Raw genomic sequence first — 16775 nt, forward strand, 5'->3', positions numbered from 1 at the left:
AGCGCGGGAGCCGGTCATTCCGGCTCCCGCTTTACTTCAGCATCGCGCGTCAGGGGCTGGAGGCCGCGACCGGCGCCGACGCACCGGCGGTTACGAACAGATCCGGCCCGGAATCCGGGAAGCCACCACAGGCGCGATCGCCCGGCGCTACCGGGTCACAGGGCCACTGCGCCCGCGCGACCTTCTCACGCAGCTCGAAGCGATCCCCCGTCCAGACCACGAACGCGATGTGCTCGCGGTTCCAGTCACCGTAGGCGCGCGGACCGCCCTTCTGCGCAGACTCCGGGTACTGCACGAACCAGCGCATGGCCGGGCCGTACTGCAACTTGCTATGGTCCAGGCTGATCCGTCCCTTACGCGACAGCTGACGCGCACGATCGACCTCCGTGACCGGGGGCATGGCCGGCATGGCATCGGCGGTCACATCCCTCGGCGCCGCGTCCCCGCGGACCTGGTACACACGCTGGGCCACGTAGGCCTCGCGGCAATCACCCGCTGGCACGCGGACCGGCTCCTCGCCGTACTCATCGCGGTTGGCGACCTGGTCGCTGCAGGTGAACGGTGCTGACACCAGATAGAACGTGCTGTCGGCGTCGCGCCCTTCCAGCGAGCGCACCCAGATGTCGCCCATCCGCACGATGAAGTCCGGGCGCTGGCCTTAGCCCGGCACCGCCTTGAACCACGCCTTCTGCTGCACCTCACGCTCGCGCCAGCTGCGCGGCAGGTGGATGTCCTGCTGGGGCAGCGCGACCAGCAGCGCGGCCAGATGCGCCGGCATCGTGCCCTGGCACGCGCCGATCAGCAGCTCGCCCTGGGTCGCCAGCCGCCCGGCCAGATCCACCGGGCAGCGGGCGCCAAGCGCGCGCTCGGTGGCCTGCTCGGGCTGCAACGGCACGATGGCCAAGGCGGGTGGCGCGGGAGCTACCGCCGGGACGGCTGGCTCGACGACGGCAGGCGGTGCAGCGACAGGCGCCACCGTTGCGGGTGCAACGGGCACAGGCGTCGGGCCTGCGGCCGGCGCCGGCTGCGCGTCCACCACAGGTGTCGCAGGAGGTGTCACGGCAGCCGGCACTTCGGGAGCCGGTGCCGCGGCAACAGCTTCGGCCGCCGTGGGTGCTGCAACGTGCGCCGTCCCTGCAGGCGCGTCAAAGGCCGCCTCGGCAGCGCGGGGCGTCTCCACGAGGGGTGCTGCGGCCTCCTGAGCCTGTGCCGACGCTGCGGCGAGTCCAAGTGACAGCAGCCAGAGTGACGGCAGGCGGCGCACGGATGCACTGCAGTGGGCGGCGGCGTGCCGGGCATTCGGGGGAACGATTCGCATGTGGTGTCCTTACGAGTGGGTTTCCATGTCGGCGCCACAGGGCGCCACGCGTCGTACGTAAAGCGCCTGCGGCCACCCTGCCCGCAGACATCAGGTGCTACAGGGATCGAGAACGCTGCTCCTGCTCGCGGGCAAGCGCAGCCGCCGGGTCCTGCTGGGCGACGCTGGCAGCCAACTGCTGGCTGCTCTGCGCCAGTGGCTGCTGCGCCGCCTGTTCGCGATCGACCGATGCGCGCAGCATGGCCGGATCGCCCAGCCCACCCTGTACCGCAAACAGCGTGCGACCGTCATTGCCGGCCAGGAGATGATCGATGCGCGACAGGCCGGCTTTATGCGCCCCCAGCGCCAATACGCCAGCGGTATTGTCGAGCTCTTGTATGCTGCGCAGTCCACTCTGTGCTCCCATCTGCTGCAGGCGTCGGCGTGCATCCTCGAACAACGCGTTGCCGGGCTCACCAGTTTGCGACATGTCTCGGGCAACACTCTGCGCCGGCGCACCGACCTCACCCCGCTCCAGCCGCGCCATCACGTCCGGCGTCAGCTTCTGCTGCCAGACCTCGAAGCGTTGCCGGCGCGCCTCGATGCCATTGAGGGCGCCATTGAGCGCATGCGTTGCTTCGCGCACATCCTCGCGCGCGGCTTCCGGCACACGTGTCTGCCACTGCCACACCGCAATACGGCCTGCGTGCTCGGGCTGCGCGGCCAGTTCCGGCTGATTCACTAGGTCCAGATCCAGCGCCTTGCCGGCACGCTCGTAATTCTCCTTGCCGACCAACGGCAGATAGCCGCGGCCGTGGTACTTCAATGCGTCGCCGGGCACATCATTGCCCATGCGTCCGCCGTACATCAGCTCAGCCAGGTTTTCCGGGCGGCCACGCAGCGCTTCCTGGCGGGCGCTCTCCAACGCAGCGTTGCCATTGCGCCACGCAGCTTCCACCGGGATCTGCGAGATTCCCAGGGTGAAGTTGAAACTTTCATTGAGCCGGCTCAAGCCGCGCGACTCGTGCCCTGCCTGGGCCATGAAATTGGCCAGTTCAAGCGGGGAGTCGATGCCGGCTTTGGTCGCCTGCCGCAACAGCTGCGACTCTCTATCGGTCGACACAGTGCAACTCCTGAATCTTCATCAGCGCGGATTCCCTTCCGCCGGTTGGAGCTTGGCTCATGGAAGCGACACCTCCGCGACACTGGACGGGTCGAAGTCCTCGAACAGCACCCTGCCCAGCTCCGCCACCGAGTAATCCCGGATGTTGGTCGCTTCGGTCTCGATATCCACGACCTTGCGTCTCACCCCGTCCACCCAGCAGGCCTTGTCCGCGGGCGCATAGCGGAACCGGTAGGTGCTGCTCCAGCGCTCGCGGCTACCGCCGTTGGTGATCACGCTGAAGGTGCCCTCCTCGACCATTGCATACGCAAAAGGGTCGCCGGCCAAGCCACCTCGGGTGGAACACGGCACCAGCTTGTCGTTGCGCGCGGCCAGCTGCCAGCGCCCGCGCCCGTCACCGCGTAGCAACAGCAGCACCCGGTTCGGTCCGTGTTGGCCGGGCACCAGCCCTTCCGGCGTCGGCTGGTCGATGACCAGCAGCTGATACTCGATGCCATCGCCGTTGAGCTCGCCCCTGACGGCTTCCAGCAGGTTCGCACCGGACGGAACAAATGCCAGGGCATCGTCCATGTGTGCGCCAACCCTGTCTTCCATCCCCTCCCACTCCTTCAATATCGTCCCGCCGATGCCCGCGTCGTAGGCGGGCATAGTGGCGTTGCCCAGTCGCGCCAGTCACCCTGCAGGTGCGGATGATAGCTCCGGGAGCACCATGGCAGCGTCGGTGGCATGCGTCACCCGTTGAGCGGAGGGACAGGGTCCTCATGGACGGGAAAGCTCCTGCAATCGTAGCGCCGAAGCGCCATTTTTCCGGCGCCAGGAGAGCTTAGCGCGAGGAGGTCGCTTGCGTCGAAGAGCGAAAGCTTGAAATGGCGCTACCAGTCACAGAATCGGGGACCGCATCCACGAAGCAAGACGGGCGCAGGCGGCGCAACACCCCCAAATCGCCTGTAGCTTCACATGCAGTTGTTGAATGCCAGAGGACAGGCTTTCGCATCGGCGTCGATACATTCTCCCACTGCCTTTTCCTCCGCCTCGGGCAGCGTCCGGCCGCGTACGCCTGATATCTCTTGAAAGTGAAATAGCACACGCGACGTAGACGGATCTGCATTGTGCTCCCGCCGCAGCTCTGCAGTCCCGCAAGGCAGTCTAAGTTGCCCAGCTTACCGTACTAGCATTAACGTATTTCGTCCCAGTGAACATCAGCGCAGTAGAAGAGACTGATGAGACACATTCAGCCGGAAGTAGGCGCGCAGCATTTTATGCCGTGGCTCTCCAACGACAACATTCTTCGAGACTATACCAGCGTGCCCGCCGACACATTTACATCAAAATTCTTCAAAAATAGGTTTGGTACAGTTTTCATACAGCACCGCGCACTTCCCGCTCACATCATTCTTGCACTTGGAGTGCGCCATTATCAGCGCCATTTCCGGCGTAGCACCACGCCCCAGCGCCGACATTCCACGACCCGTCTTCCCACTTGGAATGACCCAAGCCACACACTGATTTCGATACGCCAAACTGACGGAGCAATCGGCGGCACCCGTTGAACTGCACTTCCGCAACGCCTCTTGCTCTGCCGCTAGCTGTGATCGAAGGCCGGTCGATGCTCCTGCGTCCTGAGTAGACCGGGACTCGGCGATTGCCCCCCAAGTCTTTATCCACCGCCCAGTCGGAGAGTTTGCGGGCAACTCGGAAATCCCGCCACTCGATGTGCTACTCGGTGCGCCACTTGGAATGGGGGCACAACCTCGGGCGCCCTGACCTCCAATCGGGTAGTACCCTGGCGGACAATTGCCTTCAGCAAAGGATTGATACGCCACGCCCAAGATCAAAGTACTGGCGAGAATCGCTTGCGATACAAGAATTTTCATCGCCCGCCACCTCCACCTTTATCGTGCATATCGAACTCGCTATGCAACGCTGCCATTCGCATTTCCTCTAACCCCAGACGATGGTGGCGGAGAGTCAAGGCACCCTGCAATCTCGGAGTGACTGCAGAACCTACACCCATTGGTTGAGATTCGTGAGTCGCCGGTGCGTTCGGCTTGTATTGCCCCCCCGCCCGTCGAATCCGGCGGCTGACCATTCGGGCCCGGCGATGCCGGTACTGCACTACCGCCTATCTGCGAATATGCCATGAAGCTGCCCAATGTTCCCTGGAAGAACATCGCCGCCATCGGGCGGCGCAGTCAGAGAATCAGCATGGTCAGGATCAGGCCCATGCCGCCTTGCTGCAGTGCCATGCTCGACGTACCTTCGCTGAAATTCTCACCCATCAGCGTACCCGTCAACGTGCTTCCCCAAAAGGCGAACGCAACCTTGGACACCATCTTCATCGCGATGCCGGTCACATCAATGGACCGGAATATCAGGGCGCGACATAAGCCTGCAACTTAGAACTCATCAAATATCGGTTTACTGCAGTCCGAATAGATCTCTTCGCAATATCCCGGCTGATCATTCTTGCACATGGCTTGCGCGTTGAATTTTGCCCTTTCGGGCGTGGGACCAGATCCAATCCCAGCACGACCTGCGCCAGAACGCCCCCTTGGAATGACCCACGAGACACACTGATTTTGATACGTGAAGCTAACCGAACAATCAGCGGCACCAGCTGATCCGCATTTTGAAATTGCCTCACGAGAAGCCTCCTCCTTGGATCGCTTACCGACAGAGGTGCCCGCGTCCTGAGTCGTTTTCGATTCAGCAATCGCCCCCCATGTCTTGGTCCATCGCCCAGTAGGAGAGTTTGCGGGCAATTCGGAAATCCCGCCACTCGATGTGCTACTCGGTGCGCCACTTGGAATGGGGGCGCAACCTCGGGCGCCCTGACCTCCAATTGGATAATACCCTGGCGGACAATTGCCTTCAGCGAACGCAACTTCGGTCAATGAGACGAGAAGAAAGAAGAAAAGAATCACCCATTGCTTTGCTCCATTCATGAAACTGTCCTCACCCCCTTCTCATTGGACCAGCTAGACGGCACCGCGATTGACATTTCCTTCGTCTCATAGATCGACTCAGAACAAGCGGAACAGGCCGCTTTACATTGCACTCCATCAGAGCACATACCGCGCGAAGCCGGCAGCTCCAGTCGCTCGATGAAACACACACGGCGCTGCCGCTTGAGTCGTAACGCGGTACAGCACCACACGTGGCGCCCCTCACGCCCTATCGCTCGTAGAAGGCGAATCGCCAATAGCGCCCACCAGCGGCTATTTGGCATGGCAATTTCCGAGGCCATCAATTAACTATTTAAGAGAACTAGAACTCCTCAAAAATCGGTTTCGTGCAGTTGGCATAGAACTCCACACATTTTCCTGGCTGATCATTCCTGCACATTAACTGGGCCACAAATAGCGCTCGCTCCGGCGTGGGCCCACCACCCACTCCCGACTGCCCGCCCCCAGAACGCCCACTTGGAACGACCCAAGAAGCGCACTGATTAAAGTAGGCCAAATCGACCTTGCAGTCACGCGCTCCTCCCGATGCACACTTGGAAAGAGCCTCTTGCTCTGCCAGCTCTTTGGCTCTCTTTCCCGTCGACACTCCTGCGTCTTGAGTGTTCTTGGAAGACGCTATCGCCCCCCAGGTTCGCACCCACTTGCCAGTAGGACTGGCAAGCTGAATCTCCGCTGTGGTACCACCTCCACTAGCGGCCCCGGGTATAGGCGCACACCCCCGTGCCCCTTGCCCCCCAATCGGGTAGTAACCAGGAGGGCAATTACCTTCGGCAAAGGATTGATATGCCACGCCCAAGATCAAAGAACTGGCGAGAATCGCTTGCGATACAAGAATTTTCATCGCCCGCCAACTCCACCTTTATCATGCATATCGAACTCGCTATGCAACGCTGCCATTCGCATTTCCTCTAAGCCCAGACGATGGTGGCGGAGAGTCAAAGGCACCCTGCAATCTCGGAGTGACTGCAGAGCCTACACCCATCGGTTGAGATTCGTGAGTCGCCGGTGCGTTCGGCTTGTATTGTCCGCCTCCCGTCGAACCCGGCGGCTGACCATTCGGGCCCGGCGATGCCGGTACTGCACTACCGCCTATCTGCGAATATGCCATGAAGCTGCCCAATGTTCCCTGGAAGAACATCGCCGCCATTGGGGGCGCAGTCAGAATCAGCGTGGTCAGGATCAGGCCCATGCCGCCTTGCTGCAGTGCCATGCTCGACATACCTTCACTGAAATTCTGACCCATCAGCGTGCCCGTCAACGTGCTTCCCCAGAAGGCGAACGCAACCTTGGACACCATCTTCATCGCGATGCCGGTCATCGCTGCCAGAACCGCCATGGAGAACATCGTGCCTATGCCGTAGAGCAGCCACTTCTGGAACAGCTGCTTGGTCTGGTCAAACAGCAAGCACAGGATGAATAATGGCCCCAGGCCGATGAACAATGCCAGCGCGACCTCATACAGCAAAAGCATTGAGCCAGCCGTGACTGCCGGACCACCCGTGCCCATGCCAATGAACCACATGGCACGGGTCTTGGCGTTGTCCAGCGTCACGTCGCTCATCACGTCCAGCGCGTCAACGCTGGATAGCGCCAGCTGCATGTAGCCCAGGTTCTCATCGATCAGATCCTCCGGCGAGTCCTTCTTCCCGGTCACGACGTAAGTAATCTCGTTCTTCACGTCATTGATGAGAAAGCCATGCATCTCGCGACCGAACATACCCATGGTCGTGGCAACCGACACGATCAGCGCAGCCTTGGCCATGTTGGTCACGAGCACCATCATCGAATCGCGGCTGCGACCGGTGGCGATCCGGAAACCCTGAATCAGCACCCAGAGCGTCATGAGAGTCAGTGCAATGCCACCGACCCACGCCATCATGCGTCCAAGCAGCTTGACGCCGTACTCCGCGATTTCCTTATGCAGGTAATCGAGGATCAGCCGGAAGAACACAAAGTCACCAATTGAGGATGACGCGTGCAGATTCTGCAGCATGTGCAGGGGGCCTTGCCCCAACATGCCATCCATCAGCCCAAGATCCATAACTTCACCTAGAATGTGATTGCAGCTCGACCGGAGCAGCGTCTAATCAGTTGGAGAGCGCTGCCTTCAGTGCCGCGGCCTTCACTACGGTACCGAGAGGTGACTGACCGGTACCCTTCAATGCGCGCTGCGCAAGAATCTGCTGCATCTTGGTCAGCGCCTGAATCTGCTTGTCATACCCTTCAGTCTTCTTTTCCCAGGTCGCAAAATCCGCCTGCATATAGGCGTCAGAAACGACTGCATTCGCGGAGGCCTCTGCCATCGCACCCTCGCCGCTCCACAGATCGCGGATATCCTTGATCCTGTCCAGCACCTTGCGCATGTCGGGCATCGTCTTCTGCACAACTTCCACGGTCTCGTTGTACTTCTGATTCTCCATGACCTGGATTGCAGCGCAGATGTTGCGCTGCTGGGCGATGATGTCCCCACCCGGGCTCAAGTCCAACGCAGTGAGGATACCGCTCAGGCTCATGATATTGCCGGCGCCGCAGCGCTCGGCAACATTCCACTCAAGCGGAACCGGCTCCAGCTTCACGCCTTGAGGCATCAGTGGCGAGGCGATGATCTGATTGAACTTCGCCAGCTTCTGCGCCCAGTTCTGAGTTGTTTCCAGAAACCGTTGCGCCTGGGTACTGTACTCGAGCAAGGCTTCCCCCTGAGCGGCAAGCGTATGGACCTCAGTCAGCGTGCTGTTGAAGGTATTCAAGCCAACCTCAACCACCGGGATGGTGTATCCCTTCACGGGGAAGCTGAGCAATGCGGCGACGGAAATCGCCATGGCGGTGGAACGGAGCCGGGAGACTGCACTCGGCGTCTTGGCAGTACGGGCAGTGGTTTCCATGTTCTTCTCCATCGAATTCAAGGGGCTTGCTGCGTTCACGTCCATTGCGACAGTCATGCTGCAACCTCCTTACTGTTGGATGCGGGCTTTCCGGAGCCCTTGCGGTTCTTGTAGAAATCTTCCAGCCACTGTTCCGGCGTCAGCTCATCCACCGTCACACGTGCACGCACGGCGGCGGTCTGCAGGACACGATGCATGATGTCGATGTTGTCGGTCGACGCCGAGATCACCGACAGGATGTCGTCCATGCCGCGCAGGTTGAGCTGGCAGACACTGGACGCATGACCCTGCTTGACCAGGAAGCAACGCGAGCGCTCGTCCAAGGCGGTAACCACATTGAACTCGGCCTCGGTCAACTTCAGGCCATCCATGTAGTCGCTCTTGCTGGCATTCGGGTTCGGCAGCAGGATCAGGGTAGCGGTCTGTTCGATCAGGGCGGCGGAGATATCACTCTTCAGCGCGTCCTCCGGGCTCTGTGTGGCAAAGATGCCGAGACCATTCTGCTTACGGATGGTCTTCTGCTTGTTCTTCGCGAACTCCTTCAGGCCACCCTCGCCATCCAGGATCTTCCAGAACTCGTCCATCACATAGATCAGCGGACGGCCGTCGATCAGCGACTCCAGGCGGTGCAGCAGGTAATTGATGACCGGCACGCGCACTTCAGGGTTGTCGATGATGTCGGTGTAGTCGAAGCCGATGATGTTGGCCTTGCTCAGGTCAACGGTATCCACGGGATTGTCGAACACCCAGCCCAGCGAATTGCCCGAGGTCCAACGGCGCATGCGCGCGTAGAGGCCATCGTCGCCCATGTTGGGCAGGCTCTTCTGGAAGTTGGTCATGCTGCGCAGATGCATCGGCGTATCGAGCATGCTTTCCACGGCGCGGTAGATGTCTTCTTCCTCGCGGGCGCTGTACTCGCGCTTGCCGGCCAGCACCTTGATCAGGTCGGCCAGGAACTGCACGTTGGCTTCGTTGTTCTCGCACTGGAACGGGTTGAAGCCGGTCGGCGCGCCGTTCTCCAGGGCCAGATAGTTACCTCCGCAGGCCCGCACGAAGATCTCAGCACCGCGGTCCTTGTCGAAGAAGAAGATGGTCGGCGACGGCTCGTACTTCTGCACCTGGCTGAGCAGGAAATTGATCAGCGCGGTCTTACCGGTACCGGACTTGCCGATGACCATGGTGTTGGCGATCGCCTTCTCGCCCAGTGAGTTTTCCGACGGATGGGTCGCGTGGAAATTGAAGTAGTACGGCTGGCCGTTGGTGGTCTGCAGCGTGGTGACGCAATCGCCCCACGGGTTGTTGTGCTGCTTGCCGGTGGCAAAGTTGTGCAGCGGCGACAGGCCAAGGAAGTTCAGCGAGCTGACATTGGCCAGGCGCGTGCGATAGCGCCAGTTGCCCGGCAGCTGCGAGTAGAAGGACGAGGTAACCGCCAGGTCTTCCTTGGTCGACACGAAACCGGCGTTGGACAGCTCGGCGCGGGTCGAGGCGACGTTCTGCGAGAGCTTGGCCTGCGTGTCGCCGTAGACCGCCATGATGAAGTGGTATTCACCCAGCACGAAGTTGCCCGACGACAGCTGATCCATAGCCTGGTCCAGCTCGACGATCTGGCTGACCGCCTTGTCGCCGGAGGAGATCATCATGCCCTTGGTGCGGTCGAGCACCTTCAGCGCATCCTGACGCCCCATCGGGCTGAACGAATGGGTGATGACGTATTCGTAGTCGAGGTACTTCAGGCCGTTGAGGATGCCCGGGTAGGTCCCCTCGGCATACTCCTTGATGTTCAGGATGGCGCCAAAATGGTTGGCGCCATTGGGAGTGTTGATCGCAAAATCGCCGGTCTTGGCCGAGAACATGTGGCGGCTGACAGGCAGGTAATCCTTGATCGGCGCCGACAGCACCGGCACCGGCTCATCGATGCGATTGATCAGGTAGCCGAACAGCTCCAGCGTTTCCGAGAACACCACACCGTTCTTGGCTTCGTACATGCCCAGGCGATACGGCGCGTAGTCGCGGATCACGGCCTCGACGTTGCCGGCCAGTTCCATCAGCTTCTCGACCGCCTGTTCCTGCTCGGCGCGCAGCTTGTCTACGTTCGCCGACTTTTCGACAAAGCGCTTACCGGCCACCACCGGGCGGTAGATCATGGTCAGGTACAGCTCGTTCTGCATGATGCGCTGCGAGGACAACATGCCCATGTACTGGTCGGACACGTCCTGGTTGAAGCGCTGCTTGTAGCTGCTCTTGCCCTTCAGCGTGCGGCGGCGACGGATGTCGTGCACCCAGAAAGCGACGTTGACGAAGTCCGGGGCGCGCAGGGTCTGCAGCAGGCGGTTGAACGTGTTGTGGCGATGCTCGAGCTCCCACTCCTCACGGCCGACGAACGGCAGTCCTTCCAGATGCCAGGTCATCAGGTAGTCGCCGCCCGTGGTCTTGACCACGTTCGGAGCGACATGCGACGACAACGGGATGAACTCACTGATGGAGGTGTCAGGGCTGAACATACGACTGCTTCCAAAGAGGTACTGCCAAGGAGTTTCAAGAGACCTGGCGGGCGAGAACGCCCGCCAGGCCGGATCCGGACCTCAATCCATTCGGGCCGGCTTGTTGCGGTAGTGATTGGGGTTGAACACCCACATGCCATCGTGTTCCGGCACGTTGCGCACCTTCAGCTTGAACATCAGTCGCAGGCCCAGCAGGCGGAAGATCATTTCGTCACGCTTGGCCATGTGCCGCATGATGAAAATCGCCACCGGAATGGTGAGCAGGAACCAGAAGTTCGTGTACACACTGAGCAGCAACAGCCCGCCTGCCACCATGAAAAATGGCAGATAAGGCACGCCCAGGAACATCGCTGGGCGCGTGCAGCCGCGGAACACGACGTTCTTATGCACTGTAGTACTGGATCGCGTTGTTGATCAGGTAGTAGGTCGTGCTGGTGCCAGCACCGCACTTGCCGTCGCTGCCTTCACCCAGCAGCATGCGCGCGATCTGGCCGGCGGCACCGATCAGCACGCCACCGATCAGGATCGGCGCGACGTCGCTGATGCGCTTGTGAGCAAAAGCGATCTGGTAGCCGGCGAAGATCACCGCAATGGTCACCACGGCGATCGAGGCCATGTTCAGCAGGCCGTTGATGTTGGAGAAGAAACCGCAGACCTTCTTGTCGGTGCCGCCGAAGTCGGTGTTGGTGGCGAACACCTGCGGGGCGAACAGTGCGCCAACGAAGATCGTGGCCATCAGCAGGGTCTTCAGCGTGCGCTGGGCCTGGACGAGGTCGAGATTGGATCGCTTCATGGATTGATTTCCTTGTTGATGGACTAACACAACTGAATCGACCAGCCGGGGGACTGGCCGCACCACGACTTCGTCAGAACACGAAGGCCGCATCCCCTGCGGGAATCTGCTGCACCGGTGCAGCCTGCACCGGTGCGTTGAATGAATTTTCGCCACCGGCCACAGGCTGATTGCGCTCGCTCCAGGGGCGCAGCATCACGGGCCCCTCGTTGTCGGCGCCGGCAGCGCCCGGCAACTGCTGCGGCATGGCCATTGCCTGCGCCGGACCCGGCTGAGGCAGCTGCTGCGGCATGCCACCGGCCTGTTGCTGCGGATACGTGGCCCCTTGGGTGGGCTGCGGCTGTGGCTGCATCATCCGGTCCACCGAACCCAGCACTACCTTGGACAGCGCCTGGTCGGCGATGTTCAGCAGGCTGCCCCGCGCCATCGCACCGGTGGAGGGATACACGACATACGCACGTGCCGGGTCTTCCGACGGCACGTACACCGGGCCATTGGACTGCGCAACGATGCGGGCCTGCGCCGGAGAGGCCAGCTGCGGATGATGCTCGACCTTCACGCTGCGGCGTTCACCCCGACTCACCACGTCGATCGGCGCAACACCATTGGTGGCAAGCTGCTGCCCGCGGCGCATCGAGTCGTAGACCTTCTGCACATAGCCATGGCGGAAGCCGGTCTCGAAATTTCCCGAGTAGTAGCAGCTGAACGACTTGCCCCAGTCACCACCGGAGCGCTTGTAGCACTCGGCCAGGATGCGCGAGCCCGCCTGCAGGTTCGGGCACTGCTGGAAGGCCTTCTCGTAGGAATCCAGGCCGTACTTGCCGAGGTTGTAGCGATTGACCTGGGCCAACCCGATGGAGAAGTTGTAGCCCTTCTCCTCCAGCATCCGAACCGTCGCCAGCGCTTCATCCAGCGCCTTGGGCTGGCGCACCAGAGCGCCACCAACTACGCCGATGGCATAAGGGTTGCGTGACGATTCAACGTTGATGACGTGCTGCATCACGTCCATCGACACCGCCATCTCCGGGCACGCCATCATCTCCAGTCCTGGCAGCATCCTTCAGCCCTCCTGCCCCTGGGCGCGCCCAGGATTGAAATCGATACCGGTGATGTAGCGCGAACCGGCGTGCGCCTTGATATGCACAACGATGTCGATGGTCATCATCAACAGTCGCTTGATCACGTTGAATTCCAGGCCCGAACCTTCGGCGGAGGCCTTCACCATGAGGGCCAACTGGTCCCAGGTCTGCTCCGGACTGCCCGCATGGCAACTGGTGATCGAGCCCGGGTGGCCCGATGCGCAGTTGCGGATGAAGTAGAACGCCTCGTCACCGCGCAGCTCGGCAAGGATGATGCGTTCGGGCTTCATGCGCAGGCAGGCTTCCATGCAGCTCTTGGCGCTGACGTTGCTGGTGCTCTGCCCACCCTTGGAGTACAGCAGGTGCACCACATTGGGTTGGGTCAGAAACAGCTCGCGTGCGTCCTCGATCGTGACCAGGCGTTCGTTGTCGGGGATATGATTGACCAGCGCTTTCATGAAGGTGGTCTTGCCGCTGCCGGTCGCACCGGACACCACGATGTTCTTGCGGTACATCACCGCACGCCGGAAGAACTCGGCGTACTCGCGCTGCTGGCGCAGTTCCAGCAGCTCGCGGTCCTGCTCGCTGATGCTGCCATCGCTTTCCAGGATCTGGTTGAAGAAACCATCTTCGTGATACTGGCTCAGCGACTTGGTGTGCTTGGACGGCAGACGGATGGTGATTGATACCTTCCCGGCGTCACATGCCGGCGGAATCACGAACTGCGCACGCTGGCCGGTGGGGAACGTGAGCGACACGACCGGATCGGCATCGGTAATGCGCTGACCGGTGTTGCTCTCGTTCACCACCGCCGTGCAGAACTGCCGGGCCCGCTCGAAGGTCAGGCCCGGCACGTCTACCCGCTGCCACCCCGTCCGGGTTTCCAGGTACAGCTCACCGGGACGGTTGATGCAGATTTCCGTCACTTCCGGGGAAGTCATGTACTCGGCGATGCCCAGCACTTCGTACTGATAGCGCAGGAAATCGCTGGAGACGAGGGCGAGGGGTGACACTTCGGCGTCCATGATCGTTCGTTGGGTTACCGGCGGGGGTGGAGCACGTTGGTGAAGTCGACGTCCTTGGCAACGTAGACATTCACGATCGTGCCCTGGTTGATGGTGACGGTCGGCGGACGACGGTTGCTGCTGAGTGCCTCGTTGGCCAGGCGCTCCATCGTGCGTGCGGTAGCACTCTCATAGGGCGACTGCACCGTCATGCCGTTGTTGGCGATGGTGGTCGTCTCCGGACCATGTTCGGCAGCCGCGTACTTGAAGGCATCGGAAATCAGGCTGATCATCAGCGCCGAGGCGATACGGCTGCCCCAGTGCGCGCTGTACTGGCCCGGATGGCCGGCGCCGCCCAGCTGATCCACGCCCGGGCTGGACATCGCAACATCGATGCCATTGGGGGTGGTGATGCGATCCCAGATCACTTCCACGCGCTTGCCGATCGGACCACCGCCATAGGCGCCATAGATCTTGGAGCCCTTCGGCAGCAGCAGGTTGCGACCGTTGATCGAGTACACCGGCTCGGTCAGCAGGCACGACGTGTAGCCGGCCAGATCGGTGATGATGCGGGTTTCCAGCACGCACCGCAGGTAGGTGCCGCGCACCAGCAGCGCATCGGGGCTCTGGATGTAGGCGGCACTGGAAACGTCTTCCACATCCGGCCCACGGCGGATCTTCTGCTGCCCCTGCTGGTTGGGCATCATGTTCGCAAGCAGCGCCTGGCGGGTCTGTTCGTCGAGCGCACTGCGCTGCGGTTGCGCGCGATTGCCTGCCGCAAGCGCGGCATCATCCACGCCAGCCATCCGGCGCTCGACCAGCGTCGGCTCACGGGGTCCCATGGCTTCCGGCCGGGACGCGATGGGCACCAGCTTCGGACCTTCGTCCTGCGACATCGGCGGAAGCATCGGAATCGGTTCGGCGGCAGTCGGCGGCGCCTGCGGAGGCGGCGCAATGTCCGGCAATGTCGGCGTGCTGGCACGTGCGACATCCGGCACCTTCTGCACGGCGTCATCACTTTCCTGGCCCTTGCGGAACAGCAGGAAGCCCATTGCCATCAGCAGCAGCACGATGCCGCCGAGGAACAGCAGCGCCTTGCGGTTCAACCGCTGCTCTTCGGCCGAGCGCAGCTGCGGCGCGGCCGCGTCCAGATCCGGCGCCGGCTCGGCCTGGGCCGTGCCGAAATAGGGATTCGACGGCGCGTCCGGGGCACCCTGTGCGCCGTACGGGCTCTGGCTCTCGTCGCGTCCGTTGTTCGGGTCGTTTCCGGGAGTGTTCTGCTGGCTCATTTCTTCACGTTCCTTCGCAGGCCGACGACGAAGTCGCCGTGGCGGATGACCAGGTACGGGTGCGTCCCGTGCACGATCAGCGTATTGCCTTCAACCGTGGTGTTGACCACGAAGTCTTCACCGTATTCCGTTTCGCGACCGAAAACCGCCGGGAAGATGCCGGTCTTGTACTCCGGCGAATTCGGCAGCTTCAGGTAGGTGAAACGACCATCGTCATAGGCGTTGACCGGGATCAGCCACCCCATCTTCTTCGCCTTGCTGGTCGAATAGGAGTAGTTGAAGTTGTACTGGCGGTCCTTGGCCAGTTCAGAGCTCAACAATGGCTTGGCCTCTTCTTCGACCGCTTCCTGGGCGACGCCGAACACGGTGTCGTTCGGATAGACGAAGGCGATCTTGTACTGCACGCCTGCACGACGCGCCTGTTCCAGCTGGCGCCAGTCAGTGGCTACCACCTTCAGCTCGAAGATGTAGGAGTGGGTCTCGGTGCGCACCATCATGTTGGTGTCCACGTCGACGTTCTTCGGCTTGAGGTAGAACACGTTCTCGCGGCGGGTCAGCTCCCAGCCGCTGCTGAAGCCGGTGCTGTAGTCGAGGATCTTCTCGTTCGGGCTCAACTCGATCTGGGTGGTCAGGCCCAGGCCGGTGCGAACCGGATAGATGCGGTCCTTCTCGTACTCGTAGTGGTCCACCGCCTGCGCCATCGCCGCTGCTGAAAACAACAGCGACAACATCGACAGCAGCGCCAGCGCGCTTCCCCTGATATTTCGACTACTCATCGGTTGCTTGCTCCATCAGCAGTTCCGGTGGAATTGTTCTGCGCCGGCCTCATGGCCGGCTGTCCGGGCATGGCGTGCCCCGGCGTTACTTGCCCCTGCACCGGCTGACCCGGCATGGGTTGACCCTGTACGGGCTGGCCCGGCATCGGCTGGCCCGGCACCTGGCCGTTGACCGGAGCCGCGACCGGTTGGCCGGTGGCAGGATCGATCATCGTGGCCGCAGCCGGATTGTTCGGATCGTAGACGCCCTGTGCCTGCTGCGCGGCCTGTGCAGCCTGCTGCGCCTGCGCCTGCATGGCGCCGTCATCCGGCACCGGGACGCCACGGGAATAGTCGTTGTCGACGCGATACTCGGTGACCTGGAAGGCCAGCGGATTGAGGATACGATCCTGCTCGGACAGCGCGAGGTTCTGGTTGTAGCCGAAGCGCATCGTCACCAGCTGATTGTCCAGGTAGGTGGCAACGCCAGTGCGCTTGTCCAACAGGCTGCGCTGGATGCGCACCGACGCACCGCGGAAGCTGCCGTTCGGTTCGGCGCCCAGCGGCGTGATGCTGAGGATCTTGACCCGGATGGCGCGCTCGCGGCCATACATCACGAACGGGTTCTGCGGGTTGTTGCCGGCATAGCGCACGCGCATGGACTGCGCCACCGGATCGGTGGACATCACGAACACCAGCTCCCAGTCGCGCAGGCCCATTACCGCCGAGTCGTACGATTCACGTGCCAGCACGTACTGGGCGACATTGCTGCGATTGATCGCTTCGTTGCTGGTGATGGTCTCGCCCTGGAACGTGCCACTCAGGCGCGCGACCGTCGCGGTACCCGTATACGCGTCGGCCATCACCAGGAACGGCACCTTCTCTTTCAGCGGCAGCATGTAGTAGTAGCCGCCCGCCAGTGCGAGCGACATCAGCAACGAGCCCGTGGCGACCCACCACGCGCGCCGCTCGCTGCGACGCGCCATGTCGGCCACGGTGATCTCGTAGCTGACCGCCTTGGCGACCGACTGCTCGACCTTGGGACTGTTGCCGGGATCCTTCTTGCGGAACATGGATTCTTCCGTA

At 61.8% G+C, this 16775-nt stretch carries 16 protein-coding genes and 2 pseudogenes; all 18 read right to left on the reverse strand.

What is annotated here, in order from left to right:
* Window positions 1-49 precede the first annotated feature (49 nt).
* The 18 genes and pseudogenes from M1L61_RS13935 to M1L61_RS14020 all read right to left on the reverse strand — a co-directional run bounded on the left by M1L61_RS13935 (window position 50) and on the right by M1L61_RS14020 (window position 16762).
* Window positions 50-631 carry a hypothetical protein gene (locus tag M1L61_RS13935; RefSeq protein WP_248853656.1) on the reverse strand — a complete coding sequence of 194 codons (582 nt, stop codon included), beginning with the start codon at window positions 629-631 and terminating at the stop codon, window positions 50-52.
* A gap of 27 nt (window positions 632-658) precedes the next feature.
* Window positions 659-895 carry a hypothetical protein gene (locus M1L61_RS13940; protein ID WP_248853657.1) on the reverse strand — a complete coding sequence of 79 codons (237 nt, stop codon included), beginning with the start codon at window positions 893-895 and terminating at the stop codon, window positions 659-661.
* A 520-nt stretch (window positions 896-1415) separates the two neighbouring features.
* Complete coding sequence (locus M1L61_RS13945) at window positions 1416-2420, reverse strand: XVIPCD domain-containing protein (RefSeq protein ID WP_248853658.1); 1005 nt, start codon at window positions 2418-2420, stop codon at window positions 1416-1418.
* 57 nt (window positions 2421-2477) lie between these two features.
* Complete coding sequence (locus M1L61_RS13950) at window positions 2478-3014, reverse strand: hypothetical protein (protein ID WP_248854783.1); 537 nt, start codon at window positions 3012-3014, stop codon at window positions 2478-2480.
* A 731-nt stretch (window positions 3015-3745) separates the two neighbouring features.
* Window positions 3746-4294: a DUF4189 domain-containing protein gene (locus tag M1L61_RS13955; RefSeq protein WP_080356529.1), complete on the reverse strand. Its 549-nt coding sequence runs from the start codon at window positions 4292-4294 to the stop codon at window positions 3746-3748.
* A 171-nt stretch (window positions 4295-4465) separates the two neighbouring features.
* A pseudogene (locus tag M1L61_RS13960) lies at window positions 4466-4774 on the reverse strand (type VI secretion protein); the annotation flags it as partial.
* 42 nt (window positions 4775-4816) lie between these two features.
* Window positions 4817-5365: a DUF4189 domain-containing protein gene (locus M1L61_RS13965; protein WP_080356582.1), complete on the reverse strand. Its 549-nt coding sequence runs from the start codon at window positions 5363-5365 to the stop codon at window positions 4817-4819.
* A gap of 322 nt (window positions 5366-5687) precedes the next feature.
* Window positions 5688-6227: a DUF4189 domain-containing protein gene (locus tag M1L61_RS13970; protein WP_080356581.1), complete on the reverse strand. Its 540-nt coding sequence runs from the start codon at window positions 6225-6227 to the stop codon at window positions 5688-5690.
* 39 nt (window positions 6228-6266) lie between these two features.
* Window positions 6267-7412: a type IV secretion system protein gene (locus M1L61_RS13975; protein ID WP_010484868.1), complete on the reverse strand. Its 1146-nt coding sequence runs from the start codon at window positions 7410-7412 to the stop codon at window positions 6267-6269.
* A 61-nt stretch (window positions 7413-7473) separates the two neighbouring features.
* On the reverse strand, window positions 7474-8325 hold the full coding sequence (locus M1L61_RS13980; RefSeq protein ID WP_248853659.1) for a hypothetical protein: 852 nt from the start codon (window positions 8323-8325) through the stop codon (window positions 7474-7476).
* Window positions 8322-10769 (reverse strand): VirB4 family type IV secretion/conjugal transfer ATPase, encoded by a 2448-nt coding sequence (locus M1L61_RS13985; protein WP_010484861.1) that lies wholly within the window; start codon window positions 10767-10769, stop codon window positions 8322-8324. The genes M1L61_RS13980 and M1L61_RS13985 overlap by 4 nt, the downstream gene beginning before the upstream one ends.
* Window positions 10770-10850: 81 nt before the next feature.
* Complete coding sequence (locus tag M1L61_RS13990; protein ID WP_010484859.1) at window positions 10851-11159, reverse strand: VirB3 family type IV secretion system protein; 309 nt, start codon at window positions 11157-11159, stop codon at window positions 10851-10853.
* Window positions 11152-11562, reverse strand: coding sequence for a TrbC/VirB2 family protein (locus tag M1L61_RS13995; RefSeq protein WP_010484857.1), 411 nt, complete (start codon window positions 11560-11562; stop codon window positions 11152-11154). The genes M1L61_RS13990 and M1L61_RS13995 overlap by 8 nt, the downstream gene beginning before the upstream one ends.
* Before the next feature lie 580 nt (window positions 11563-12142).
* A pseudogene (locus tag M1L61_RS23185) lies at window positions 12143-12607 on the reverse strand (lytic transglycosylase domain-containing protein); the annotation flags it as partial.
* 15 nt (window positions 12608-12622) lie between these two features.
* Entirely contained in the window at window positions 12623-13666 is a 1044-nt protein-coding gene (virB11, locus tag M1L61_RS14005; protein WP_197654186.1) for a P-type DNA transfer ATPase VirB11, read from the reverse strand.
* Between the two features lie 14 nt (window positions 13667-13680).
* On the reverse strand, window positions 13681-14934 hold the full coding sequence (locus M1L61_RS14010) for a TrbI/VirB10 family protein (protein ID WP_049413026.1): 1254 nt from the start codon (window positions 14932-14934) through the stop codon (window positions 13681-13683).
* Window positions 14931-15710 (reverse strand): TrbG/VirB9 family P-type conjugative transfer protein, encoded by a 780-nt coding sequence (locus M1L61_RS14015; protein ID WP_014037652.1) that lies wholly within the window; start codon window positions 15708-15710, stop codon window positions 14931-14933. The genes M1L61_RS14010 and M1L61_RS14015 overlap by 4 nt, the downstream gene beginning before the upstream one ends.
* Entirely contained in the window at window positions 15707-16762 is a 1056-nt protein-coding gene (locus M1L61_RS14020) for a type IV secretion system protein (protein ID WP_197654185.1), read from the reverse strand. Before M1L61_RS14020 ends, M1L61_RS14015 begins: the two co-directional genes overlap by 4 nt.
* Window positions 16763-16775: the final 13 nt, after the last annotated feature.

It is taken from the genome of Stenotrophomonas sp. NY11291 (assembly GCF_023277365.1).
In the GTDB taxonomy this organism is placed as follows: Bacteria; Pseudomonadota; Gammaproteobacteria; order Xanthomonadales; family Xanthomonadaceae; genus Stenotrophomonas; species Stenotrophomonas geniculata.